General features: G+C 60.5%; 27 protein-coding genes. 9 read left to right on the top strand and 18 right to left on the bottom strand.

Annotation, left to right across the window (positions count from 1 at the left end; translation table 11 throughout):
• Positions 1 to 101: 101 nt before the first annotated feature.
• Positions 102 to 1181, bottom strand: a complete 1080-nt coding sequence (locus tag NDI86_RS20010; protein ID WP_310902059.1) for a DUF5677 domain-containing protein — start codon at positions 1179 to 1181, stop codon at positions 102 to 104.
• 575 nt (positions 1182 to 1756) lie between these two features.
• Between NDI86_RS20010 and NDI86_RS20005 the strand changes: the two genes are divergently transcribed.
• The 4 genes from NDI86_RS20005 (at position 1757) to NDI86_RS19990 (ending at position 5662) form a co-directional block, all read left to right on the top strand.
• Complete coding sequence (locus tag NDI86_RS20005; protein ID WP_310902058.1) at positions 1757 to 1915, top strand: hypothetical protein; 159 nt, start codon at positions 1757 to 1759, stop codon at positions 1913 to 1915.
• Between the two features lie 428 nt (positions 1916 to 2343).
• Positions 2344 to 3183 (top strand): hypothetical protein, encoded by an 840-nt coding sequence (locus NDI86_RS20000; RefSeq protein ID WP_310902057.1) that lies wholly within the window; start codon positions 2344 to 2346, stop codon positions 3181 to 3183.
• A 2-nt stretch (positions 3184 to 3185) separates the two neighbouring features.
• Positions 3186 to 3491: a DUF8156 family protein gene (locus NDI86_RS19995; protein WP_310902056.1), complete on the top strand. Its 306-nt coding sequence runs from the start codon at positions 3186 to 3188 to the stop codon at positions 3489 to 3491.
• Between the two features lie 2 nt (positions 3492 to 3493).
• On the top strand, positions 3494 to 5662 hold the full coding sequence (locus NDI86_RS19990; protein WP_310902055.1) for a type B DNA-directed DNA polymerase: 2169 nt from the start codon (positions 3494 to 3496) through the stop codon (positions 5660 to 5662).
• A gap of 139 nt (positions 5663 to 5801) precedes the next feature.
• Here the strand turns inward: NDI86_RS19990 and orc4 are convergent, their stop codons facing one another.
• Both orc4 and NDI86_RS19980 read right to left on the bottom strand, forming a co-directional pair.
• Complete coding sequence (gene orc4, locus NDI86_RS19985) at positions 5802 to 7034, bottom strand: DNA replication protein Orc4 (protein WP_136718528.1); 1233 nt, start codon at positions 7032 to 7034, stop codon at positions 5802 to 5804.
• A gap of 630 nt (positions 7035 to 7664) precedes the next feature.
• Complete coding sequence (locus NDI86_RS19980; protein WP_310902054.1) at positions 7665 to 7988, bottom strand: DUF6788 family protein; 324 nt, start codon at positions 7986 to 7988, stop codon at positions 7665 to 7667.
• Between the two features lie 138 nt (positions 7989 to 8126).
• On the opposite strand from NDI86_RS19980, the gene NDI86_RS19975 reads away from it, so the two are divergent.
• Together NDI86_RS19975 and NDI86_RS19970 are read left to right on the top strand one after the other, a co-directional pair.
• Positions 8127 to 9053 (top strand): helix-turn-helix transcriptional regulator, encoded by a 927-nt coding sequence (locus NDI86_RS19975; protein WP_310902053.1) that lies wholly within the window; start codon positions 8127 to 8129, stop codon positions 9051 to 9053.
• Entirely contained in the window at positions 9050 to 9853 is an 804-nt protein-coding gene (locus tag NDI86_RS19970; protein WP_144800148.1) for a DUF6036 family nucleotidyltransferase, read from the top strand. Before NDI86_RS19975 ends, NDI86_RS19970 begins: the two co-directional genes overlap by 4 nt.
• An 11-nt stretch (positions 9854 to 9864) precedes the next feature.
• Here the strand turns inward: NDI86_RS19970 and NDI86_RS19965 are convergent, their stop codons facing one another.
• The 5 genes from NDI86_RS19965 to NDI86_RS19945 form a co-directional block, all read right to left on the bottom strand.
• On the bottom strand, positions 9865 to 10680 hold the full coding sequence (locus NDI86_RS19965; RefSeq protein WP_144800149.1) for a hypothetical protein: 816 nt from the start codon (positions 10678 to 10680) through the stop codon (positions 9865 to 9867).
• 90 nt (positions 10681 to 10770) lie between these two features.
• The gene (locus tag NDI86_RS19960; protein ID WP_310902052.1) at positions 10771 to 11718 is read right to left on the bottom strand and encodes an ArdC-like ssDNA-binding domain-containing protein; all 948 of its coding nucleotides are present in this window, start codon (positions 11716 to 11718) and stop codon (positions 10771 to 10773) included.
• Between the two features lie 87 nt (positions 11719 to 11805).
• Entirely contained in the window at positions 11806 to 12153 is a 348-nt protein-coding gene (locus tag NDI86_RS19955; protein ID WP_115821801.1) for a DUF8013 domain-containing protein, read from the bottom strand.
• Between the two features lie 139 nt (positions 12154 to 12292).
• Entirely contained in the window at positions 12293 to 13510 is a 1218-nt protein-coding gene (locus NDI86_RS19950) for a homing endonuclease associated repeat-containing protein (RefSeq protein ID WP_144800151.1), read from the bottom strand.
• Positions 13511 to 13736: 226 nt separating this feature from the next.
• The gene (locus NDI86_RS19945; protein ID WP_144800152.1) at positions 13737 to 13952 is read right to left on the bottom strand and encodes a DUF8129 domain-containing protein; all 216 of its coding nucleotides are present in this window, start codon (positions 13950 to 13952) and stop codon (positions 13737 to 13739) included.
• Positions 13953 to 14084: 132 nt separating this feature from the next.
• Between NDI86_RS19945 and NDI86_RS19940 the strand changes: the two genes are divergently transcribed.
• Positions 14085 to 14291, top strand: a complete 207-nt coding sequence (locus tag NDI86_RS19940) for a heavy-metal-associated domain-containing protein (protein WP_137783042.1) — start codon at positions 14085 to 14087, stop codon at positions 14289 to 14291.
• Here the strand turns inward: NDI86_RS19940 and NDI86_RS19935 are convergent.
• Complete coding sequence (locus NDI86_RS19935) at positions 14288 to 16564, bottom strand: heavy metal translocating P-type ATPase (RefSeq protein WP_310902051.1); 2277 nt, start codon at positions 16562 to 16564, stop codon at positions 14288 to 14290. The genes NDI86_RS19940 and NDI86_RS19935 overlap by 4 nt on opposite strands.
• A 131-nt stretch (positions 16565 to 16695) precedes the next feature.
• Here NDI86_RS19935 and NDI86_RS19930 point away from each other — a divergent pair, with 131 nt between their 5' ends.
• Positions 16696 to 17250, top strand: coding sequence for an ArsR/SmtB family transcription factor (locus NDI86_RS19930; protein WP_220619908.1), 555 nt, complete (start codon positions 16696 to 16698; stop codon positions 17248 to 17250).
• Between the two features lie 3 nt (positions 17251 to 17253).
• Here the strand turns inward: NDI86_RS19930 and merA are convergent, their stop codons facing one another.
• Entirely contained in the window at positions 17254 to 18708 is a 1455-nt protein-coding gene (gene merA / locus NDI86_RS19925; RefSeq protein ID WP_310898195.1) for a mercury(II) reductase, read from the bottom strand.
• A 78-nt stretch (positions 18709 to 18786) separates the two neighbouring features.
• Between merA and NDI86_RS19920 the strand changes: the two genes are divergently transcribed.
• Positions 18787 to 19131 carry a winged helix-turn-helix transcriptional regulator gene (locus NDI86_RS19920; RefSeq protein ID WP_220619910.1) on the top strand — a complete coding sequence of 115 codons (345 nt, stop codon included), beginning with the start codon at positions 18787 to 18789 and terminating at the stop codon, positions 19129 to 19131.
• 176 nt (positions 19132 to 19307) lie between these two features.
• Here NDI86_RS19920 and NDI86_RS19915 read toward each other — a convergent pair whose 3' ends face one another.
• From NDI86_RS19915 to NDI86_RS19880, 8 genes are all read right to left on the bottom strand, one after another.
• Positions 19308 to 19844 carry a hypothetical protein gene (locus tag NDI86_RS19915; RefSeq protein WP_220619911.1) on the bottom strand — a complete coding sequence of 179 codons (537 nt, stop codon included), beginning with the start codon at positions 19842 to 19844 and terminating at the stop codon, positions 19308 to 19310.
• Complete coding sequence (locus NDI86_RS19910) at positions 19841 to 19981, bottom strand: hypothetical protein (protein ID WP_220619912.1); 141 nt, start codon at positions 19979 to 19981, stop codon at positions 19841 to 19843. Before NDI86_RS19910 ends, NDI86_RS19915 begins: the two co-directional genes overlap by 4 nt.
• Positions 19981 to 20667, bottom strand: coding sequence for a DUF6166 domain-containing protein (locus NDI86_RS19905; RefSeq protein ID WP_220619913.1), 687 nt, complete (start codon positions 20665 to 20667; stop codon positions 19981 to 19983). Before NDI86_RS19905 ends, NDI86_RS19910 begins: the two co-directional genes overlap by 1 nt.
• A 71-nt stretch (positions 20668 to 20738) precedes the next feature.
• Complete coding sequence (locus NDI86_RS19900) at positions 20739 to 20957, bottom strand: DUF8129 domain-containing protein (RefSeq protein ID WP_220619914.1); 219 nt, start codon at positions 20955 to 20957, stop codon at positions 20739 to 20741.
• Positions 20958 to 21080: 123 nt separating this feature from the next.
• Complete coding sequence (locus NDI86_RS19895; RefSeq protein WP_220619915.1) at positions 21081 to 21599, bottom strand: hypothetical protein; 519 nt, start codon at positions 21597 to 21599, stop codon at positions 21081 to 21083.
• Positions 21600 to 21601: 2 nt separating this feature from the next.
• On the bottom strand, positions 21602 to 22267 hold the full coding sequence (locus NDI86_RS19890) for a helix-turn-helix domain-containing protein (RefSeq protein ID WP_220619916.1): 666 nt from the start codon (positions 22265 to 22267) through the stop codon (positions 21602 to 21604).
• Between the two features lie 40 nt (positions 22268 to 22307).
• Positions 22308 to 22586, bottom strand: a complete 279-nt coding sequence (locus NDI86_RS19885) for a DUF7389 domain-containing protein (RefSeq protein WP_220619917.1) — start codon at positions 22584 to 22586, stop codon at positions 22308 to 22310.
• A 19-nt stretch (positions 22587 to 22605) separates the two neighbouring features.
• Positions 22606 to 23010 (bottom strand): DUF6166 domain-containing protein, encoded by a 405-nt coding sequence (locus NDI86_RS19880; protein WP_220619918.1) that lies wholly within the window; start codon positions 23008 to 23010, stop codon positions 22606 to 22608.
• Positions 23011 to 23024 lie beyond the last annotated feature (14 nt).

Genomic DNA, 23024 nt, shown 5'->3' with positions numbered 1-23024 from the left:
GGGTGGGTGTCTGGTGTTTGAGGATGTGGAGAGCGGGGAACGCGTGCCGGTGGACTTCCGAGACGACGATTTCGTCGCCGTCGATAACTCAAATCTGCTAATCAGTCTCGACCGCCGATAGTGTACCCTTTCCCTTCGGCCATCGCTACTTCCGCCTCTAACTGCTTGCGGATGTCGTCGAACGTCGCAATGACTTCGTGGGTCATTTCGAACACAGACGTAGAAACAAGTGACCACGTGATTTGTTCCCGATTTAGCAGCAGAGCCTCGGTGACCTCGGCGAGCATCAACACGGTGAATTGTGCGGGGTCTGTGAACCCGGTATTCGTCGGGCCAGTCGCCATTACTTCCGTCTGAGTATTGGGGGTTAACCCCATCCGGTACAGGGTGCCTTTCGCACCGGCGTGGATAGTATCACTTGCGAAGGCGAAGTAGGGTTCGTACCTGTCCAATCCGACATCTTCGGCGACCGTGCGTCTGGAGGGGTTCTCATCCAACTCCACGTGCGCCCATCCATAGGATTGCTTGAACGCACCCCCATACTGGTCCACCATCTGCTCCAATCGTTCCTCGATATCTTCCATTTCGTCATCTGAAAACGATTTAACGCCGAGTTCCTCGTGGTGTTCCTGAAGAAGTTCGGCTTCAAAGTAGTCGTCGACGATTTTGTGGTGGAGGAATCGCTCTGCCGTATCCTTGCCGTGCTTTGAGATGAATTGGGCAGAGATTGCGATCTCGTAGAGTGCGCGCCACCGTGAAAATGCGCCGTCGGCGTATCCAGCTCGTATCAACGCCAGCACTTCGCGTGACACCTGACAAGCCCGTGCGTGAAGCCGGAATAGCGCGGAGAAGAGTGGGTCTGTGTCAGATAATTCGTCATCCTCGATTAGGTGTTGTTTGAACGTGGAACCTGCCTCGTGGTTCAGCAAGATGAAGAACTCGAGGTTGTCGAAGGCTTGTCCCCATCGTTGGTGTAGACGCGTTTCGAATCCTTCCCGGGTGGCGGCCTCATCGTCCATCACGGATGGGTATTTTACCGCGTATTCGGCGAGGAGTTCGTCACTATACTCGAATACCAAGTCTGCTATCTCGTCTGTGTCGGCGGCGATGTCTTCGGGGTCGATGCTTAATGCGTTCTCGACGGCCTCCTCAAACCAGTTCGTGTCCTCCACGTCGCTCATACTGGCGTTCTTGACAGTCTGGGCAAGTAATGCTTCTCACGGCTTCACAGCCTTGTAGAATTAAGGACTCTGGAAAAGAAGAACCCTGTTGGCGTTAGTCGTCGGTGAGCAAGCCTACTTCCCGGCTATTTCACCGCAGATGGTATGTGACCAAGAGGATTTCCACAGAGCCGAAAAGGTTCTGAATCGTGTGATTAGAGCTCGGTCGGTGGCAGAAGCTCACAGAGAACAGCTGCTTGGTCAAGAAGTGCGTCTAAGAGCCGTTCAGTCGGTCGATACAGCGCGTGATGTTCATCGACAGTATAGGTCGTTTTCTCGTCGTCGGTGCGAGAGAGAAATCCGCACTCGAGAAGCGGAGCAAGGGTAGAATCCAGCGCAGTTCCGGAACGGCCAGATTCGGCTTCAAGAGTGTGTCGAGGGAACTCAGAAAGGAACCGCGTACAGCAACTCAGGACGTGAGCACGTCGATCAGCGAATAGTTCGTTGAGTGCAGTACGATGGGTACGTGTCCAATACTCGTCGAGTTTGACGTATGTGCGAACGATCGGGGAAAGCTCGTTCAAGGAACCAGTAGCATGGACGATGCCAAGGTCGTTGAGCGCATGTTGGTCTTTGGTGTCCAGAGACTCGCCGAGGGGATGGAGAACAGTTTGAAGCGCCTCGTGGTACCGCGAAGTGAGAAATTCCCCGACAACAACGTGGGCGTTCACGATATTTCGAGTTGGGTGCATTGACTCGTGGTGATCGGGGTTTCGGTGGTCGACGTGGGTTCGTGGGTAGCTCATAGAGCACCTCTTCCAACGTGGCGTTGAGCATTAACATTCCGAGCAGTTAGGCTCGAGACTACAGCCGTGGAGGTTTAACCAACACGCCGCCGCCAATACGGCCGGATGTTGGTTAACACGGAGAACGCTGGATTCAGGAACTATTCTCGGAAACGGGTTCAAAACAGAGACTACTCGGGACTGTACCGGGATTGGAGGGGATCACATCGAGTTTCCTGAAACGCGGAAGCGACACGCCGCGGCTTATCGGGAACGTAGACAACTAATCGAGTATGGGAGAACACTCAACGTCGAACCGATTGGCGGTGGACCAGCCGACACGGGGAGCTGACCGCAATCGGTCCCTCGCTGACCAGGCCGATCCGGCTACGGACGAGATGCTGCTGCCGCAGCTCGACGACGGCATCACCCTGCTCGACGTCGAGGGGGGCCGCGGCGTCCCGATCCTGCAGTCGCTCGTGCTCGACCACCTCCTCCTACACGACGGGCCCGCCTTCTGGGTCGACGCAAATGGTCACGCGACGACGACGACACTCGCCCAGATCGCGCCCAGTCAACGGTTGCTCAACCGAATTCACGTCGCCCGCGGATTCACCGCCTACCAGCACTACGGCGCCGTCTGTGATCTCCCGACGGCAGTGAACAAGTCGATCCAGATGTCTACCACCGACACCAGGGCGGCCGGTCGAGGGGAACCAAGTCGTGACGAGGACACGTCGCCCCACACGCCCGCCCTCATCGTCGCGCCGGCCGTCGACGCCCAGTACCGCACCGACGATACCCTCGGCGAAACCCACGCGGAAACTCTTCAGGCTCGAATTCTCTCCCGGTTGGCGACCTACGCCGAGGGATACGACATCCCGGTTCTCGTTACGCGAAACGAACGAAACGGATTCACCGAATCAGTCGCGACGGTCGCCGACCACCACCTCGAGTGTGAGCAAACCCGGATGGGGCCACGGGTCGTCGGCGAAAACTTCGAGACGCTCGTCTTTCCCGTCGATGACGGCGCGTACTACCAGACGACGTTCGCGTACTGGCGGCAGCTGCTCGCGGCACGCGCCACGCAGGTCGGCGTGGAAGCGACAACTCCGACGCCGTCGACGCCGACTCCGGAGGGTGTCGGGACAGGCGTCACAGCTGACGGTGAGACGGTGGCGGCCACTGCGGACCCCTTGCTCGATGCGTGGACCGCGACCGGGACAGGAGGCCGATAGCGATGGGGCGCACAAACCCGACGTACCGGGATGCGCTCCGGGCCATCGAAGAGCGGTGGGCGGAGTTCCGCCGGGCACTGCGGCGTCGCGACCAGCCGCGCTTCGACCGGCTGTTCGAGTACGCCCGCGAGCACGCCGACGCGAGCGGGCTGTTGAACCACCAGAACCCGCTGCTGCCGGCGCTGCTCAGCATCGATCTCGAACAGGAGGGGCGCCTCGACGACCACGAAGAGCGCCTCGAGGAGCTCGAAGCCGCGGTCGCAACGAGCGATGACCAGGAGAGTGGCCCACCGGACGCGAACTCGTGACGATGCCGTTCAGTATCGACTTTCTGGACGACGGCCGCGTCCTGGAGTGGGAGGCAACCGCCGACGGCGCCGTCGCGACCGAGCGCGATGACTACACCCCACGCTTCTACGTCGCCGCTCGCGACCCAGCGTCCGACATCGACCTCACGACACTCCAATCGGTGTACGACCAGCACCCGGATGTCGTCGCGACCGAGATGGTTGCGCGACGCCCCGGCTTTCGCCGAGACGAGGAGGCCGTTCTCGCCGTCGACGTCGCCCACATCGACCGCGTCACCCCACTCGCCCGGCAGGCACGCCAGCTGTCGGACTATCCAGTTGGGGATCTCGCCTGTTTCAACGTCGACTTCTCGCGAGAGTTCCGGTACTGTCTGGAGACCGGCGCCGATCCGACGCCGGCGAGCGAGCTGTCGACGCGCCGGCTCAGCGTCCCAGTGACCGAAACGAGCAACGACGTCTACGGCGAGCTGACCGTCGCCGGCGACACCGTCACCGGCTCGCCGACGGATATCCTGACCGCCGTCCAAGGGGCACTCGAAGCGCACGACCCGGACGTCCTGGTCTGCTCAACCAGCGAGATCGTCCCGACCCTGTACGAGATGGCGACGGACGCCGGCGTCGACGACTTCTCGCTGAGTCGGTGGCCGGACATCGACTACCAGCAGCTCGCGAGCCGGTCGACGTACTCGAGCTACGGCCGCGTCGGCCACTCGCCGGCGCGGTACAACGTGCCCGGCCGCGTGATCATCGACGAATCGAACACGTTCTTCTACGGGGAGACGAATCTCGACGGCGTCCTCGACCTCGTGTCGCGCTCGAAAAAGCCCGTCCAGGAGCTCGCGTGGGCGTCGATCGGGAACGTGCTCACGGCGATCCAGATCTGCGAGGCCCACAACCGCGGCGTCCTCGTTCCGTGGAACTCCTGGCGCCACGAGTTCTACAAGCCGATGGGGACGCTCCACGACGCCGACCGTGGCGGCTTCATCTTCGCCCCCGAGGTCGGCCTCCACGAAAACGTCCACGAACTCGACTTCTCCTCGTTGTACCCGAACATCATCTGCACCCGGAACGTCTCGCCGGACGTCATCCGGTGTGACTGCCACAGCGACCGCGACGACGTCCCCGGCCTCGGGTACTCGATCTGCGACGACCGGGGCTACCTCGTCGACGTGCTACAGCCGATCATCGACGCTCGCGACGAGATCAAGGCGGCCATCCGTCGCGAGAAGGAACGGGACGACCCCGACGAGGACCGGCTGGCGGAACTCGAGGGACGGTCGGGAGCGCTGAAGTGGATCCTCGTCGCCTGCTTCGGCTATCAGGGGTTCAGCAACGCGAAGTTCGGCCGCATCGAGTGTCACGAAGCGATCAACGCATTCGCTCGCGAGATTCTCCTGACGGCGAAACAGCGGCTGGAAGCCGGCGGCTGGCGGGTCGTCCACGGCATCGTCGACTCCATCTGGGTGACGCCGGACCCCGACGTCGACGACGAGGACCGCGAGGACCTCGAGACGCTCGCGACGGAGATCACGGAACGCGTCGAGATTCGGCTCGAACACGAGGCTCACTACGACTGGGTGGCATTCGCCCCGCAGCGCGAGAGCGACGCCGGCGCGCTAACCAAGTACTTCGGAAAGGTCGCCGGCGACGACGACTTCAAGGTAAGAGGTATCGAAGCTCGACAGCGTTCGACCCCGCCGTTCATCGAGGACGTCCAGCGGGACTGTCTCGACCGGCTCGATGCCACGCGGTCACCGCACGCGGTGCTCGGACGGCTCGAACGAGCAATCGGCGAACTACAGGCGGGCAACGTAGAAGTAGAGCGGCTCGTCGAGCGGAACCGTGTCTCCAAGCCCCTGGAAGGCTACTCACAGAATACCCAGAACGTGGCCGCCTTGAAGCGAGCCCGCGAGCAGGACCTAGCAGTCCACCCGGGCCAGGATATCGAGTACGTGGTCGTCGACGACGAGAAATCCTCGCGAGACCGGGTCGCCCTCGCCCACGAGGAGATCGAGACCTACGACGCCTCGTACTACGAGACGCAGCTGGTTAGAGCGGTCGAGAGCGTGCTGTCACCGCTCGGGTGGGATCGATCCGACATTCGCCGAGAGCTCTCCGGTGAGAAGGACGCCGTTTTGAGCTCGTTCGGAGCCTCCAACGAACTGTCGTAGTGGACCCCACCCCTGGTTTCCGTCGTTTCGATCCAACCCCACGTTTCCGACGTAATTTTCGACCCCCCTCGTTTCCGTCGTTTCCTCACGCCCCACCCCGGATTTCCGTCGTCCGCACCCACTCAGTAGTAGGGGGTCACTACTCGCGAGTCCAGTCCTGCATCCGGCTGTCCTCGAGGATCGTTTCGCGGACGACCTGGGGATCTTCGATGAGTCGGTTCTGGAGGTGGATGCCGCCGGCACTCCCCTTGTTGATCTTCTCGATTTCGACAACTCCGAGGAAGGCTTGCTCTTTCAGGATGTCGCGGAACCGGCGGACGGAGAGGATATCCATATCGAGATGGTTGCAGATGCGTTCGTACTGGTCGTACACCCGGCTCGTGAGGAACGCATCGTCGTTGCTGTTGACACTCAGTTCCGTGAGCGCCAGCAACGCCGCCTTTGCCTGCGTGGGTGCGCCGTTCACGAGTTCTCTGAACCGGTCCTTTTCGGCGTGCTGCTGTGCCTGGCGGACGTGTTCCTCCGTCACTTGCTCTGCCCCGGCCTCGTAGGCGACCTCGCCGGCGTGGCGAAGAATGTCGATCGCCTTCCGAGCATCGCCGTGTTCCTGCGCGGCGAAGGCCGCCGAGAGCGGAATCACGTCCTCGGAAAGGACGTCGTCCTGGAAGGCGTCCTCGCGGTTGAACATGATCTCCCGGAGCTGGTTGGCGTCGTATGGCTTGAAGAACAGCTCCTTGTGCTGGAAGCTACTTTTCACGCGCTCGTTCACGTTGTCGACGTACTGGATCTTGTTGCTGATCGCGATGACACCGACGCTACAGTCGATTTTCCCCGCCTCCTCAGCGCGCGAGAGCTTCATCAGCACGCTGTCGTCGTTCATCAGATCGATCTCGTCGAGGATGATGATCACAGAATCGAATTGAGCATCGAGGGTCTTCCAGAGGAGTTTGTAGTATTTCGACGTACTGAGGCCGGTATGTGGGACGGAGATTCCAGTCGAAGATTCATCGTTCAGCTTCGCGGCCAGTGAGGAGATTGCTTGAGTTTCGGTATTGTCTTCAGCACAGTCGATATACGCGGTTCCAATCTCGACGCCATCCTGAGCGGCATTTTGAGCTCGTTGACAGACGTGTTTTGAAACGAGAGATTTGCCGGTCCCCGTTTTCCCGTAGATCATCACGTTTTCCGGGGAGTACCCGTGGACAGCACCGTTGAGACGTTTCGCGAGCTTCGAGATTTCCTCGTCGCGACCGACGATCCGGTCAGCCTCCGGCACGTGACCGATTTTCAGGAGATCCTTGTTCGCGAAGATGCGATGCCCGGATTCAAAGAGTGGATCGTCGACAGAACTGGGTGAAGAGTCGGGCGTCATTGAATATCACACGGTGTGAGCGGGGGGAGTATAAATCTAGTGGAGAACACCACCCCGCGTTTCCGACGTTCCTTGTCCGATATCAGCGGGAAAATGCCGTAATTCGGTGGAATTGGATTGCTGACAATATAGCCGCGTTTCCGACGTGAGAGAGGAAACCCGTAGACGGAAGCGGCGCGTTGTTGTCGAATCCCGAACCCACACACCCCACGTTTCCGTCGTAATCACTGAACAGGTGGGGAGGGAACTCGAAGAAGACGTTCACGACGAGATACCAAAGACGAGAGCGGCCTAGCCGTCCAAACCTGGCCGCCTATAGGAGCAGCTGGAAAGGATTGTTTCAGCTGAGGGGGCGAAGTACTTCGCCCCCTCCTTAAGCGAAGTACGCTTAATGAGCGTTTCTCAGCTATGGCACTTTAATCTATGTATTCCAGAAGTTAGTTCATCTCTTGATCGGTTCTTGGTCAACAGAATTAGTGGCTGTATAACACTATCGTAGCCTCTCCCTACGCCGTCGTGGAGAAACGACGGAAATGCGGGGGGTGTGGTCCCTTCCAAATCAGCGTTACCCCCTCCACCCACCTCCAGTTACGACGGAAACGTGGGGTGGGTGTCCTCCCTCACCGAGTTTTACTCGTCCGGGTTGACCGGGCCCTTGTACTGAGAGCGTATCTTCTCTCCTTCTCGCCACTGCCAGTAGTAGTAGTGGTTGTTGTTGATCTCCTTGATCGTGATCGTCGCTTTGGCAGGGACGTCGTCCGGGAGATCGTCCGGTCGCTCTTCGACCTCTTCTTGATCTGCCGACTCCTCGAGACGGGCCTCTCGTTCCTTGTGCTCGGCGAGCGCCTCAGCGTACGTTGCAACGTCTCGAAGCTGCTCCGGCTCCGACTCGTTGAGTGTGTTGACGATCTCCGTCGGGAGGTTCGCCGGTGGGGTCGGGGGTTCGTAGGACATCGGCTACTCTCGTGTTAACCAACACGGCCCACGAATCCATAGTTTTGTTGGTTAAGACGATGGAGACGACTCTCGTGCCTGCTGACTGTAACACTACTCGAAACTTCTTTATATACAAGTTTCGTACTATGTTACACCGTGCTCCGGCGTATCGAACTCGAGGTCCTCGCCACGGTCGACCGCGGCGACACGATCTCCGAACTCGCGACGAAGCTCAACCACAGCGAGAGCTACCTCTCTCGTGCCGTCGCCGACCTCGTCGAAAAGGGACTCGTCTTCACGGAACGCGACGGGCGGCGAAAACGAGTCGTTCCGTCGGATGCTCGCGCCGTCGAACTCTACCGGGACCTCGTCCGCCAGCACTCCCATATCGACTTCCCCGAACTGCTGACGGGCAAGGCACTCGAAGTGCTGTACTACCTCGACCAGCCGCGAACCGTCTCCGAAATCGCCGACCGGAGCGACAACTACCGCAACACGGTTAACCGCGTCCTCAAGCGGTTTCGTGACCGTGGTCTCGTCGGGACGGCCGACGGCCACTACGAGTTCAACGCTGACTTCGACCGCCTCCACGAGTTCGCCCGGGAACTCGTACATCATCTACATCGCCAGCGTCTCGAAGCCGTTGCCCCGAAGGGGACGATTCTCTGGGAGGACTACGACGAATTCCTCGCGCAGGCAGAGACGGAGATCGACGCGGCGGCGTTCCACGAAACCGGCCTCGCTCGGTTCGCAGCCTTCGACCTCCAGTTCCTGCTCACCGGCCATCGCTACTACTTCTACTCCGAGGATCTCGACGCAGTCTCGCCGGCGGAGCTCTGCTGTCACACGCTGCTGATCGACGACGGCAGCCGCCACCGTTCGTACTGTCTCCTCCTGCTCAGCCACGTCGACGTCGACGAGGCGGACCTCCGAGAGCAGGCGGCGAAGTATGGCCTCGAAGACGATATCGACGCCTTGCTCCGCTACCTCGAGACGCACGGCGAGGTAGACGACGACCGACTCCCGGAGTGGGACGAGTTCCAGGAGCTGGCGGCTGACTACGAGGTGCCATTACCAAAATGAGACCAACATTCGGACGCGAGTACATCGAGAACGAATTCCAGCGGATCGTGGATGGCCTCTCAGCCCCGCTCGCGGTCTACCTGATCGGTGGTGGCGCGATGTCGCTGCGCGACCTCAAGGGGGCGACGAAAGATATCGACCTGGTCGTCCCGGATGGCGACGCGTACGGTCAGCTGTGGGCCGTCTTGATGGACCTCGGGTATGCGGAGGTTCAATCGCTGGATCCAGATTATCGGGCGCTGGGGGCAACGAGCTGCGTTGAGAACGACGACGGGTGTCGCCTTGACATCTTCAACCAGCAGGTCGCGAACAAGCTCGTGCTCACCGACGGGATGCAAGAGCGCAGCGAGCCGTTCCTCGACACAGATCAACTGACGGTCCGGCTGGTCAGCAACGAAGATATCTTCCTGTTCAAGGCGATCGCAGGCCGCGACGACGACATCGAGGACATGAATATGCTCGTACAGGCCGGTCTCGATTACGACGTCGTCCGGACTGAACTCGAAGCCCAGATCGAACGCCTGGGGGACGATCAGTTCGCCACGTTCGCGAACGAGGCCCTGGTCGAACTCGAGGAGCGGTACGGAGTAACCACGCCGATCGAGGGGCGCGTTCAGGAACTGACGAATAGGTACTACCGGGGGCTCGAAGTCCTCCAGGCACTCGATGAACCGATGACCGTCGACGAACTGGCCGCGGAACTGGAGCTGGATGACGAGGAGGTTCACGACCGGATCGCGTATCTCTCAACGTTCGACCGGGTCCGTCGGGATGGCGACACAGTCCGTCCCGTGGAGTAGTCTGGCCACGACTACGGGGAGGGAAGGCGGCCGTCTGGTCGGGGAACGCGGCCCCGTTTAATCTCGTGATCGACGCGGCGCAGGTGCTTGCAGCCGCCCTCGGGTGAACGTTGCTGCCAGTCGGGACAGGTACACGATTCGTCGATGACGTCGACTTCGTACCGGTTCCCTGACGCAGACTGTACCTCGTAGCGGCCACCCTTCGAGAGGAGTGAGACGTCCATCGCTTCGGCGACGGCACGCTTCGTGCGGGGCTCAAGATCGTCCTCCGACTGTGCGTTCTCGTCGACGACCAGTCGGTCGCGAACGTCGCCTGTTCGGCCACCGTCGGGAGCGACGGCTTCCGCAGGGCCACTGAGCCGCTCGTGAAGCACTTCCTCCACCGGATGGCCTTCCGGCCAGAGGTAGTGGACCTCGCGACGCTCGCGATGGTCGTAGGAGCCGCACGCGGCTGCGCTCCCAGTCCAGACGCGCCAGGCACCGAGCGCGGCCATCACGTCGACAATGGCGCGAGGAACTGCCTGGTGGTCGTCCGGGAAGAACACCCGGAAGCGGGTACACGCTTCTCGCGGCGGGACGGTCTCCCACCAGTCTTCGCTGGAGCCCCAGCTATCGAACATCGCCTCATCGCTCCCGTAGCCGACGGTCACGCCGTCGGTCGGCGTCCAGTCTGCTGGGAGGTGGTCCGCCTCGCCTTCAAGCACCCGAAGAACGGCGTATCGGAGGTACTCGTGGGCTTGGTTGTCTGTCGTACGAGCGACCTGGTCGTGCTGCTCGGCAACGTGCTCGGCTTCCTCGAGGACCGTCGTGAGATTGGGTTCAGTCATCATTCGACGGAGGTCTGAATGCGCCTCCGCCCCTCGGCGGGCGCTGAAAAACTTAACCAACAGAACGGAAGGAATCCATCACTCTGTTGGTTAACTATGTTGGGACGAGGAGTCTCCTTCGAGCACGTCGATGAGCTCTTCTGCTGTAGAACTGATCCGTCCGAGCCGCTCGCGAACGACCTCGGGATCGTCCGACTCCCACGCAGCGAGGTAGAACGCCGACCCGCTAGTGTCCAACCCACAGTACCGCCCGACGACATATGCGACGGCTTCGGCCTCGACCTCGCGTTTCGCCCGCTCGGTGTCGTCGTCGACGTCGAAGTGGAGCAGAGCGTGGGCGTACTCGTGAATTAGCGTCCGCGCGAGGTCGGCCTCGTTCTCCCGATCACGCACCTCGACGAGCGGCTGAACGTCGACGAGGCTCAGCTGCTCGCAGATGCCCTTTGCCTCGCCGTGGGTCCACTCCTCGGCTGGAACGATCTGCACCGTCACGCCGAGGTCGTCAGCGGCGTCAGTCAACTGTTCAACGAGATTGCCGGCGTCGCCGGTCGCTTCCGTGTCCAGGTCGGGAAGCGGCTCGCCCTCGGTCTGCGAGACGTCGAACACCGGCGCAGGCTTGAATCCGACCAGGCCCTCGGACCACTCCTCGGGCGGCGTCTCGTCGTACTCACAGTCACTGTCCTCGTGGTAGCTCGGCGAATTCTCGCACTCCGGGCACTGCTTGGTGATGATCGGCGCCCAGATCCAGATGGCTGATTCGCCCTCCGTGACGTGACGGTTGAACTCCTCCCGCCACGTCCGGTAGCCCGCCACCCGGCTCGCCTCGGGACACTGCCGCTTGATGAGGAGCGTGTTCCGGTAGGAGTAGTCGTGGAAACGACTCTGGACATCGAGCCACTCTTGGAACTCGTCGCTGGCCTGCGCGTCGTCGACGCCGGCGACGAGGTCGTCGATCCACTGTTCGATGGTACTGTTCATCTCGTCGGATCGCGTGTCGGTCTGGTCGAAGGAGACCGACGAGTCTCTGGTCGTAGACATCGTGTTCACCGAATCGAGTTCACGGCGACTGCGTCTGTTCAGACCGCGCCGCACCCCTCAGGGGCGTTCAAAAAACCGCTCTGTCGGTCAGCGGAGCTCGTGGCGTTCGTCTGCAAAGCCGACCGTGACGAGGTACTCGAGGAACTCGTCGAACCGCTCGACGTCACTGGGCGTGTCGGTCGCAAGATGACGCGCCCACTCGATGGCCCACTGGAAGGCGGGATCCGTGCCGCCCTTGCCGTGAATGTACCACCACCGGGCCGCCTTGAGAACCACTATGGGATTCGTCGGCGGCTGCTCACCGGCGAGCCCACGGGTGATGGACTCGATTTCGTCGGGGACATCGGCGGAATCGACCTCCGCTGATTGCGTGTTGTCGATGTCGACCGGGATCTCGTCGATCGAGACGTTGTCAGGACGCTGTTGTTGACTCACTGGAAGTCACCTCTGAGGGCTCTCGAAGGAGCCCTCGCCCTCTCTGGGGGCACGAAAAACAGGTCGCGAAGTCACGCCGGCGGGAGGTAGACGCTCTGCTCGCCGGCAGACTATCGTGCTGAACGTGGAACTTCGCTTGTTAGTCAACCACTGGTTGGACTGGAAGCCGTTCGAGGCGGCGGTGGCACGGGATACAGAGAGTCAACAGGTTACTCGGTACATCTGCATCGTCGACCGACCGGTCTGGGTCGTTGTAGAACCGGCGTCGAGGGATCCTATGATGAACCGGGAGATCACGTCCGAATTTATCGCGGTGAGCTTCGCGGCCCATACCGCAGCGCAGACAGGATTCATTGTCACGGGTAATGATTTCCTCACGAATCTGTGGCCAGTTCGAGCCGAACGGTACTGTCTCGGTATTTGACTGGCGGTAGTCGTCTAAATAGTCTGGATCGGCCGCCTGTAGGGCTGTTCGCCATGATCCGAATACGCGCCGATACGGCTGGGTCGTGAATTCCCCGTGTTTAATCATCTCACCCGTTGTCGGCGGATGACCCAACTCTTCGGCGAGCTCTCGCAATTCGGTCAATAAACCCTCACGTGGAATTCGCCACCGGGTATTTGGCTCGAAGCCAGCGGCTGTAAGCGCCTCGTTCCAAGAACCGAACCGCTTCTGGTAGACCGATCCGCTCCATTTTCCCTGGTCCTGCATCTCCTCTTTGCGCGGAATGTGTCCCAACTCTTCGCTGAGTCTCTTGAGTTCAGACAGCAGAGTGTCTTCACTCACGTTTCGTGTATAGTTTATTTCTAAGCCAGCCCTCTGAAGAGCCTGATTCCAATTTCCGAAGGCCCGTTTGTACGGATCCGAGGTGTACGGACCATCTTGATCCATCTCGTCTGTCGTGGGTGGGCGGCCAAGTTCCTCAGCGAACTCCTGTAGAGCAGCAATAAGTGCTTCTTCGGAGAGATTCAGTTCAACGTTGGGCTCCAACCCAGCTGCCCGTAGAGCTGAGTTCCACCCGCCGAATCGCTTGCAGTACGTTTTCACCGAGTACTTCCCGTAACTTCTGTAGGTTCGCTCTGAAGGTGCCTCTCCTACGATTTCAGCGACTGATTTGAGGTCCACAAGAAGATCGGCTTTCGGTGTCGCTGGTCTTCCGTTTGGTTCGTTTGTTCCCGTCTCAAGGTCGGCAGTCTTGAGCGCTTCATTCCACGACCCGAAACGGTCCGCGTAGGTCTTTGCGGCATGAGTGCCGGACTCGTTCATCTCATTCTGCGACGGGGGCCGCCCGAGTTCCGACGCGAATTCCCGGAGACGATTGAGGAGTTCTTCGTCTGAGTACAGCTTCTTGCCCATGATTTGTGATGTGATTGAATCACTCAGTTTGGTCCCGGCTTGGTATTTGAATGTCAGTTCTCGTGTTTGTGAGTCGTTACCTGTTGATGCTGACTGAGCTTCTATTCGATCCCGCGAGGCCGCTGCTGGCTGCCTCGCACCCATCGAGGGGGCCGAAAAACTGAGGCACACCCTGTTAACCAACAATGGGGAAACCCACGTGGAGTGTGTTGGTTAAGGATAGAGCTTACTCTTCGCCCTCACGTAGCTCTTCAGCCTTCCACTTGAGCCGGCGCAGGATCTGCGTTCGATTCTGGTTGGCGTTCTCGTAGGCAACACACTCTTGGAGGGTTTCCATATCCGGAATCGTCGCGATTCCTGCCTTGATCAGGCGCGTGTTCGATGCTTCAAGCCGCTTCTCTGGCGAGAATTCGTTACTCTCTTGCTCGTCAGTGGACCCCATCTCAAAGAGCCTCCACCCCCGTTGGGGCCGACACAAACAACTCTCCGGACGATAACGCCCCACCTCTCATAGGGTAAAACCGATACAACAGCTACCGTAATGGTCATTCCCCGCGAGTGTTTACAGGCCCGTATGGAGCGAAAGACGATCTCCGTCACCGGGATGTCGTGCAACGGGTGCGAACAGAACGTGGAGACCGCCCTGCGAAACCTCGACGGTGTGAGTCGGGTCGAGGCCGACCACGAAGCTGACACGGTCGACGTGGTTCTCGAGGATGGAGTCGCAGACGACGACGTGAACGCGGCAATCGAACAGGCTGGCTACGACGTCAAGGCCTAATCGGCCGCCGCTCGGCCGTCTTCCCGCTCGCCGTCGGTGCGTTCGTCGAGGGCGAATTTGGTGTTGACACCCTCGCCCGAGAGGAGCTGACCAGCGAAGCTGTTGGCGAGGACGGCCGAGACAGACAGCACCATCGCGAGCATCGCGAACACTGGGTGGACGAGCCCGGTCGTCGCGGCGGCGACACCGACCCCGTTGAACGCGAAGGCCGTCGCGAGGTTCTGGCGGGTCTTCCGGTAGCTCTCTTTCCCGATCTCGTAGGCGTCCATCACGCCACCAAGCCGGTCACCCATCAGGACGATATCCGCCGACTCGATGGCGATGTCGGTCCCAGCGCCGATGGCGATGCCGATGTCCGCCTGCGTGAGTGCAGGAGCGTCGTTGATGCCATCGCCGACCATCGCCACGCGGTGGTCGGCTTCCTGCAGGCGCCCGATCTCCTCGCGTTTCTCGTCAGGGAGGACGTCGGCCATAACCCGGCCGATGCCGATCTCTTTGGCGACCGCGTTCGCGGTGCGTTCGTTGTCGCCGGTGATCATCACGGGCGTGATGTCGGCGTCGCGCATCCGCCGGATCGTCTCGGCGGCATCGGCTTTGATTTCGTCGCCGATGCCGATCAGGCCGATGAGGTCACCGCCACGAACAACTCCAGCAACGGTGAGGCCGCGGCCTTGGAGTCGCTCAATATCGGCGTCTCCCTTCGACAGGTCGATTCCCTCGTCGCTGAGCCATCCCGGTTTCCCGACCAGTACGTCGTCGCTGGCCACGGTTGCCCGGACGCCCTTGCCGGTCACGGAGCCGAAGGCATCGGGGTCAGCGTACTCGACATCTTGCTCGTCGGCGGCCTCGAGGATCGCATCGGCGAGCGGGTGCTCGGAGAAGGCCTCTGCACTGGCCGCAGTCGTGAGTACATCCACCTCGTCGGCACCGAACGCGACGACCTCACTAACGGCGGGTTCGCCGACGGTGATGGTGCCGGTCTTGTCCAACACGATGTGGTCGACGTCGGGAAATATCTGGAAGGCGTCACCGGAGCGCATCAGGATGCCTCGGTCAGCGGCCTTCCCGCCGCCCCGAATTAGCGCGAGCGGTGTCGCCATCCCGAGCGCACATGGATAGCCGAGCACGAGGACCGCCAGCGCTGCGAACGCCCCGCGCTGGATGTTCGGACCTCCGCCCCACGCGAGCGGTGCGATCATCCAGAAGAGGAATGAGAGTGCAGCGATCGTCAAGACGCCCGGGACGAAGTACTTGAGCACGCGGTCGGCGAGCTGGATGATGCCGGGCTTCATAGCGCGTGCTTCCTCGATTTCGCGGGCTACTTGATTGAGAAATGCGTCCTCGCCGGTGGCAGTTACCTCGATGAGCAGCGTCCCGGTCTCGTTGACACTGCCGCCGATCACCTCGTCGCCTTCGGCCTTCTCCTCGGGGATGGACTCGCCGGTGGCAACCGACTCGTCGACTGCGGATTTACCCTCGACGACCTCACCGTCGACAGGGATGTTCTCGCCGGGCTTGACCCGGACGTAGTCGCCGACGTCGAGGCCGTCGAGGGGGACTTCCTCGACGTCACCGTCCTCACCGATGCGGCGTGCCGTGTCGGGCTGGAGGTCGAGAAGGCCTTGGACGGCTTGGGAAGCCCGCGTGCGGACGATGAGGCTGGTGTACTCCGAGAGGATGTGGTAGGTGGTGATGAACACGGAAACGGCGAAGAAGTGGACGGTCGGGAAGCTCGGGAACACGAACAGGCCAAGCAGTCCACCGACGAGCCCGGCGAACGCGCCCGCTTCCAGGAGGACGTGCTGGTTGAAGATCCCCCGGCGCAGGCTCTGGAACGCCTTCTGTTTGATATACCGTCCAGGAACGAACATCGTCCCCAGCGCCAGCCCCAGCGTCACCAGATCCATTACGAGAGATGCCGACTCGAAGCGTCCCATCACGACGATCATCCAGCCCATCAGCGCGGCAACGACGATGGACGCGCCGCCGGCGAGCAGGAGACGGTGCTTGCCGTCGGCGAGTTCGGCCTGCTGTTGCTCGTATCGCTTCGCTTTGTCCGGGTCGCGGATGGTATAACCGAGATCCCGGAGCGTGCCCTTCACTTCGACTTCACTCAGGATGTTGTCGTCGTACTGAACGAGGACCTCCTCGTGGGCGAGACTCACGTCGACGTCCTCGACGCCGTCGGTCCGGCTGTAGGCCTTCTTGATGCTCTCGGCACAGAACGAGCAGGACATCCCCCCGACGTTGAATTGTTCCTGTGTTGTTCCCATCGTGGTCGCTAGTTACCCAGCGAATTGGATAACCATTACGACTAGAGCTATAGCGGTATCGAATAACTAAGACTGCTGTCGAGTGTGTTGCGTTACTCTTACTATCGTCGTTCCCCTACGTCCTCACAAGAATGGCGCTCCTCGAATCCGACGTGCCGATCCGTGAAGTCGTGACGACGGCCCCGGAGAAAGCGAAAGCGTTGGAGAACGACGTTCGGGCGAAGATTCTCGATATGCTCGCTGCCGAAGAAATGACGATCGAAGAGATTCACGACGAACTGCATCGTCGCGGTGAGGAGAAGGCTGAGACGACTGTGCGCCACCACGTGAACGTTCTGAAGGATGCGGGGATGATCGAGATCGCCCGGCTCGAGGAAGCCGGCGGCGGAACGCGGAAGTTCTACAAGTCGAACACGCGGGTCTTCTCCTATGAGCTCCCGGAGGAAGCAGACGAAACCCTTGCGGGGGCGCAGTCCACCACGTCCGAGGAGTTGGCATCCCTCATTGAGACGCTGTATACGAAACACGGTACTGAGATCGAGGCGGTCGCCCGCGAGATGAAGCCCTGTGAGTACTGCGACACCCAGCACTACGAGGAGTTCATCGTTCGCGAACTCCTGAACCGTGCCCTCATCGAATTAGGCGATAGCGGCACACTTGACGACGTATTCTCGACCGACGACTAAGGCTCACTCGATACAGCAGCTCATCTTGGACGTATCCCGGCGGAAGGCCTGACAGGCTTGTTTGAACGCCTCGGAGAACGTCGGGAACGGGTGGACAGTATCGATGATGTCGTCGACGGTGAGACCGAACTTCACAGCCAGCGTGGCTTCCATGATCATGTCGGCGGCGCGGGGGCCGACCATGTGGACGCCAACAATCTCGTCGGTCTCGTGGTGCTTCACCACCTGGACGAGTCCATCCGTGTTCTTGACGGCCTTTGCCCGAGGGACATCTTCCATCTGAACCGTCCGGCAGGAACAGGTACCGTGTTCGTCCATATATTCGCGTTCAGTTGTCCCAACGACTGCTACCTCGGGACTGGTGAACACGACTGCGGGGACTGCATCGTAGTCGATGCTGACGCCCTCGTCCCCGAAGGCGTTCTTGACGGCGTGATTGCCCTCCTTGGCGGCGACCGTCTCCAGTTCGGGCTCGCCGATCACGTCGCCAGCCGCGTAGATGTCGGGATTGGTCGTCTGGAAATGCTCGTCGACGCGAATCGCGCCATCGGATTCGGTCTCGACGCCGACTGCTTCCAAGCCGATGTCCTCGCTGTTGGGCTGGACGCCGGTTGCGACGAATAACGCCTCTGCGGTGAACGCTTGCTCCTCGCCCTCGATGACAGTCTCCACAGCGACGCACTTCTGACCAGGGTCAGCACCACTGTCGGTAGCCACATCCTGAACCTGCTGGAAGTCGTTACTGGTCACGACGTCGATTCCCTCCTCATTGAAGGCTCGTTGCATCTCCCGGCCGAGCTGACCTTCCATATCTGAGAGCACGTGACCGGAGCGCTGGAGGATGGTTACGTCGACGCCGACACGGTGGAGGATCTGGCCCCACTCCAGCGCGATGTATCCGCCACCAAGGATCACGATGCTCTCGGGGAGGTCGCCCTCCTCGAGGATGGTCTCGCTCGTGTAGTAGTCGACGTCGTCGAGCCCGTCGATGGGCGGCGCCCACGGTGAACTGCCCGTCGCGACGAGCGCCTTCTTCCCAGTAATGTGCGCGCCCTCGTCGGCGCCGTCGACGACCTCGATGGTCGTATCGTCGACCAGCTGGCCGTACCCCTCGTAGATGTCGGTCTCGAAGTGCTCAGCGACGTCGACGTAGTTCTCCTGCCGGAACCGTTCGATGAGTTCGCCGGTGCCGTCGAGGGCGTCGGCCCAGTCGACAGTCGGCTCTTCGGGATATGTGACGGCGTCGAAGGGGTTCTCCGACGCTGCAGCACTACTCTCGGCGACGGCGAGCAGATGCTTACTCGGGACACAGCCGACGTTCACGCACGTCCCGCCGATGGGCAAGCCCGTATTCACCATCGCCGTCGAGAGGTCCCGCCGGCTTGCTTCAGTGATGGCGGCGAAGGCAGCGGCTCCGCCGCCGAGGATCACGAGATCATAGTCGGAGGTGTGAGTCATCTATACCGATACTTTACGACAGGAAGTTCTTATACTCCAGAGTCCGAAGCTATGGAGTAGGTTGGAGGCCACGAAGCTATGGCAGATACTACTTCATCGGCGCCCGCGTGCGATATCGACGGCACGTGCTACTGCCCGCTCACAGGAGTTATCGACACGTTGAGCCGGAAATACGCGATGCAACTCGTCAGCATCATCGGCGCACACGATGCACTGCGGTTCGCGGAGATTGAGGAGCACCTCCCGACCGCGAGTACGTCCACGATCTCGAAACGCCTCGACGAATTCGAGGAGGCGGGTCTCGTTTCACGGACGCAGTACAACGAAATCCCGCCACGTGTCGAGTATGCGCTGACGGACGACGGCGACGAGGTTCGAACACGCCTGGAACCGTTACTTGAGTGGGCAACAGAGAACAGCTGAGATATGAGGGAGTTCGAGCTTCAGCTCATTGCCTCTTGGAATCACTCTCGTCATGCGCCTTGGGCCCCTCTCACGGGCGCAAAAACAACTACTACTTACCCAACAGCTCCCCCGATATCCCAGCGTTGTTGGTTACTCTCTTGAATGGTCTCGACACCTGTCTTTGATTCTCTGACTTACTCGTCGGCCCTACGTCGGCGACGTACCTGCTCTGGGTTCGGTACCCACGGATGGGCGTTCCAGCAGTGGAGCGCGTGGTTTCGTGCCGAGTCGAACAGTGCCTCGCACGATCCGCACTCGTAGGTCGTCTCGGGCCAGCGTTCCGCAACGAACATTGCCGTCACCGTCGATCTAACTGGAGTGGGAGCAGCCCCCCGCCGAACGTAGTCGTAGCCGACCACCGTCCGTCGTCGAAGCGCTGCCCGCGCCAATCGTTCGGGTTTGTCATTCGGGAGGTACACCCAGCGTACGAACGCCGTTTCTGAGTCTTTTGCGGACGGTTGGAGAACGAACCACCGGTCGTGTTCGTCACGGAAGAGGTACCGCTCCGTGCCTCGGTTCTGGAGATAGAGTGAATCACCTCGACCGGGAATCAGCCGTAGTCCGACGGACGGTGAGATCGGAGTGAGAAGGCGTTCTTCAAGTGAGGGCGAGCGGGACTCACCGGACGACTCCTCGACCTTGAACTCACCGAGAGTCGCTTCGCTGGTCATGAGTCGTCGGTGTCTTCCTCAGCTGTTCGCTCGTGCCGGTCGTTGTATCGTTTGAGTTCCCGGCCGATGCGCTCCAGCGCCTCGACAGGGCGTCCGATGAGCTGGAATGCGCTTCGGGAGAGGCGAAGGGTCTCCATCAGGCTTCTTCCTCCGGCTCGACGAGGTTGTTGCTCTCAGTGACCAGTTCCTGCACGGCGGGAGCAGGAGTAGTTCCGACCGGCAGGGTTCGATGATCGAGCGGGGCGGGATACGCTCTGTCGCCCTGCGCACAGAGTACGATCAGCCACTCTGTACTCCCTTCGCCAAGGACGACGTAGTGGTCGATGTCTCGACGCTGGAAGACCGTCCGATCTGTTCGGTTTACGACACTCCAATTCGCCGGTAGCGACGACGACGGGATGCCACCGTCCGGCGTGAGAGCGTGGTGCTCGTTACAGTCAGCGAGTGCAGCCTCGATGTCGTTGCCGGTGAGATGCCAGCAATTAGCTGGTCCAGTGCACTCCAGCTGGCTCACCACGTCATCGCAAAATTGGATGTAGTGCTGGGAGGCGACGGCTTCGTCGTCGTAGTAATCGAGGAGGAGTTCACAGGCGAGCTGTGCCGAACCACTGCCAGTGTCGCCCCATTCGAATCCCGACAGGCTCTGTCGTATGAGATCGAGGCTTCGGTCGGGGGCGAGTCGTTCGTGTTCGGTGAGGTTGAGTACGACCGCTCTGTCGCCGACGCGCATCCCCACATACTCGACGTGGTCTCTGTTCGTCGGGCAGGGGTCGCTCTCAGTCTGTACTTCTGTTCTGGGACCGTCGGTCAGATCTGTTTTCATGTGTCGAACGCGGGTGGTCGAGTACCCCGCACCCCTACTGGGGGTGAAAAACAGCCTCCATGAGCAGTGATTCAGTCCTGTGAGCGGATTTCGTCGGCCTGCTGCTTGAGCTGGCGAAGAATCCGAACACGCTGCTGATTCGTGTTCTCGTAGGCGACACACGCTCGCAGCGTCTCCATATCGTGAATCGTCACGATACCGGCGTTAATGAGGCGCGTGTTCGGTGGTTCGAGACGCTGTTCTGGTGTTAGGCCACCCGATTCTACAGATTGATCTGATGAGTCACTCACTGGTGTTCGCCTCCGCGCCCTCAAGGCGACGACAAACAGCACCTGCTCATTTCCGTCCTAGCGCAACTTCGGCGACGGCCACTCACAGATACCGCCGCTGTTGCTGTCACAGTGAGCGCTATCTCACTCCTGTTGTCGCTTGAGGAATTCGAGCAGCGTCTCGATATCCTCTGCCGAGGCTGATGATTGACCGAACATACTCTTGAAGCGGTGATCGAGCCCGCCCTCTTCGATGAACGTTTGTGCCTCACTGAGCTGATCACGAAGGGCGTCAGCATCGCCGCGATGCAGGTGCGTCTCGACCATGTCGAGGTTGATCGACGGGATCGCAGCGAGGACGTCAGCGAGATCCGTTTTCCGACCACTATGGAGCTTGGCCGCGACGAGTACTTCCCCGTCGGCTGCTCGTGCCGTCGTCGACTGAGTGCCGCCTGATATCGTCGTCGGAGAACTGTGTGTGCGCAGATAGTCGAACGACCACTCTGCCTTGGTTTGTCGGCAGCCGAGGCGGTCGAGGTCGGTCGAGAACCGCGCCTCGAACTGACTGATTGCGTAGCCGCCAACGAGGACGAATCCGATATCGGACTGTTCCAGCTCTTCGAGCACTTCGATGAGTGCCTCGCTTCGGTCTTCTTGACTCATGTTCAGGCTGGCTCCATCCGGTAGGCTGCGTCAGTGTCGATGTCGTCGTACATCCGGCCGAGCATATCGAGTGCCGACTCGAAGGTCGCGTAGTACTCGTTTGCGAACGCCACGGTTTCCTGAAGCGGGATGACGGGCCGTCCGTCGACCATCTCGGCCTCGATCTGTGACCGTGGCTCCAGAACGACTTGGATGGTGCCATCGAGATCGTCAGCGGGCTGGCGCTCTTCTGTAGTCGGGATTCCGAATTGGTTGAAGAACGACGTCCAGGCGTCGAGTTCGGATTCGTGGACGGCGATGAACAGCGGATAGTCCTCTGTGTCGCGAGCGACCTGGTAGCCACCGCGGGTCCAGACGTAGACCGCATCGATGGCGGTGAACGCGTAGTTCATGCCAGCGAACTGCGGGAGGACGTACGCCTCCGAGATCGACGGCGGCGAGATGTCTGCTGCGGCCGCCAGGAACTCGAGACCGACGTCGCGGAGCGTCTGATCGAGGAGCTGGAGGCCATGATCGTACGCGACGTAGTCCGCCTCCTCAAGGCGATTCACGACGCGCCGAATCGTCTCGCGGTTCTCGTCGATCTTTCGCGCGACGCCGGAGATGGAATCGCCTTGATCAAGCGCGAGGATGACCTTGAGTTCCTTTTCACCGCATACTTCGTACATCCTATGATTACACAATTCTGTGCAACACCCAAAAGAATTACTATTCGTGTAGATCTGCTGGCTGGATTTGGCGAGCGTCCTCAGCAAGATCGTGGATGTACTCCCGGAGGATTTCCATGTCCTCGCGGGCATCTTCGAGCGTCTTGCCTTTCGCTTTGGCCACGATTTTGTCCTGATCGCGGGTGCCAGTGCCGCGAGTGAGCTTCACGGTGAGTGAGACGCCGACATCGCTTCGCTCGACGTACTCGGTTGGTGCCTGTCGCTCAGTGTTCTCCGTCGATTCGGCGGGCGTGTGCGACTGCTGAGTGGGTTCTGCCATGGATTGCTCTTTGTGATCGTTAGTTGATGGTCGGTGCGACTGGCTCGCCAGTCGTCTCACGAAGGGCTGCGTCGATCTCGCTAGAGGTGAGTCGCCAGTACTCGTCGGACCCCGCGCAGCCCAGCTGGCTCACGACCTCGGTTTTGAATGCCTGGTAGTGGTCGAGAGCGAACGCTTCGTCATCCGTGTAATCGAGGAGGAGTGCGAGCGCGAGTTGTGCCGGACCACTACCACCGTATCCCCATTCGAATCCCGAGGGACTGTGGTTCACCAGCGCGAGACTCCGCTCTGGCGTGAGCCGTTCTTGGCCGGGACGTTTCTCAACGATAGCCCGCCCGCTCTGCCGATACCCGACGTAGGCGATTTCGCAGTCGTTCGCTGGGTGTGTCTGTTCGTGCGAGTGTGTGTCGCTAGGTTTACTCATCGGTCTGTTCGGGA

It is taken from the genome of Haloarcula onubensis, assembly GCF_031624605.1.
Lineage (GTDB): Archaea > Halobacteriota > Halobacteria > Halobacteriales > Haloarculaceae > Haloarcula > Haloarcula onubensis.
This window is presented reverse-complemented; position numbering and strand designations above follow the sequence as displayed.

What these genes read in the sequence shown, in the direction of transcription:
- NDI86_RS20000 (WP_310902057.1), top strand. Translation starts at nt 2,344, where the DNA reads ATGCTGCTGCCGCAGCTCGACGACGGCATCACCCTGCTCGACGTCGAG.
- NDI86_RS20010 (WP_310902059.1), bottom strand. Translation starts at nt 1,181, where the DNA reads ATGAGCGACGTGGAGGACACGAACTGGTTTGAGGAGGCCGTCGAGAAC.
- NDI86_RS19905 (WP_220619913.1), bottom strand. Translation starts at nt 20,667, where the DNA reads ATGAAAACAGATCTGACCGACGGTCCCAGAACAGAAGTACAGACTGAG.
- NDI86_RS19945 (WP_144800152.1), bottom strand. Translation starts at nt 13,952, where the DNA reads ATGGGGTCCACTGACGAGCAAGAGAGTAACGAATTCTCGCCAGAGAAG.
- NDI86_RS19895 (WP_220619915.1), bottom strand. Translation starts at nt 21,599, where the DNA reads ATGAGTCAAGAAGACCGAAGCGAGGCACTCATCGAAGTGCTCGAAGAG.
- NDI86_RS19885 (WP_220619917.1), bottom strand. Translation starts at nt 22,586, where the DNA reads ATGGCAGAACCCACTCAGCAGTCGCACACGCCCGCCGAATCGACGGAG.
- NDI86_RS19890 (WP_220619916.1), bottom strand. Translation starts at nt 22,267, where the DNA reads ATGTACGAAGTATGCGGTGAAAAGGAACTCAAGGTCATCCTCGCGCTT.
- NDI86_RS19935 (WP_310902051.1), bottom strand. Translation starts at nt 16,564, where the DNA reads ATGGGAACAACACAGGAACAATTCAACGTCGGGGGGATGTCCTGCTCG.
- NDI86_RS19965 (WP_144800149.1), bottom strand. Translation starts at nt 10,680, where the DNA reads ATGACTGAACCCAATCTCACGACGGTCCTCGAGGAAGCCGAGCACGTT.
- NDI86_RS19940 (WP_137783042.1), top strand. Translation starts at nt 14,085, where the DNA reads ATGGAGCGAAAGACGATCTCCGTCACCGGGATGTCGTGCAACGGGTGC.
- NDI86_RS19980 (WP_310902054.1), bottom strand. Translation starts at nt 7,988, where the DNA reads ATGTCCTACGAACCCCCGACCCCACCGGCGAACCTCCCGACGGAGATC.
- NDI86_RS20005 (WP_310902058.1), top strand. Translation starts at nt 1,757, where the DNA reads ATGGACGATGCCAAGGTCGTTGAGCGCATGTTGGTCTTTGGTGTCCAG.
- NDI86_RS19920 (WP_220619910.1), top strand. Translation starts at nt 18,787, where the DNA reads ATGGCAGATACTACTTCATCGGCGCCCGCGTGCGATATCGACGGCACG.
- NDI86_RS19910 (WP_220619912.1), bottom strand. Translation starts at nt 19,981, where the DNA reads ATGGAGACCCTTCGCCTCTCCCGAAGCGCATTCCAGCTCATCGGACGC.
- NDI86_RS19930 (WP_220619908.1), top strand. Translation starts at nt 16,696, where the DNA reads ATGGCGCTCCTCGAATCCGACGTGCCGATCCGTGAAGTCGTGACGACG.
- orc4 (WP_136718528.1), bottom strand. Translation starts at nt 7,034, where the DNA reads ATGACGCCCGACTCTTCACCCAGTTCTGTCGACGATCCACTCTTTGAA.
- NDI86_RS19950 (WP_144800151.1), bottom strand. Translation starts at nt 13,510, where the DNA reads ATGGGCAAGAAGCTGTACTCAGACGAAGAACTCCTCAATCGTCTCCGG.
- NDI86_RS19995 (WP_310902056.1), top strand. Translation starts at nt 3,186, where the DNA reads ATGGGGCGCACAAACCCGACGTACCGGGATGCGCTCCGGGCCATCGAA.
- NDI86_RS19970 (WP_144800148.1), top strand. Translation starts at nt 9,050, where the DNA reads ATGAGACCAACATTCGGACGCGAGTACATCGAGAACGAATTCCAGCGG.
- NDI86_RS19960 (WP_310902052.1), bottom strand. Translation starts at nt 11,718, where the DNA reads ATGTCTACGACCAGAGACTCGTCGGTCTCCTTCGACCAGACCGACACG.
- NDI86_RS19915 (WP_220619911.1), bottom strand. Translation starts at nt 19,844, where the DNA reads ATGACCAGCGAAGCGACTCTCGGTGAGTTCAAGGTCGAGGAGTCGTCC.
- NDI86_RS19990 (WP_310902055.1), top strand. Translation starts at nt 3,494, where the DNA reads ATGCCGTTCAGTATCGACTTTCTGGACGACGGCCGCGTCCTGGAGTGG.
- merA (WP_310898195.1), bottom strand. Translation starts at nt 18,708, where the DNA reads ATGACTCACACCTCCGACTATGATCTCGTGATCCTCGGCGGCGGAGCC.
- NDI86_RS19880 (WP_220619918.1), bottom strand. Translation starts at nt 23,010, where the DNA reads ATGAGTAAACCTAGCGACACACACTCGCACGAACAGACACACCCAGCG.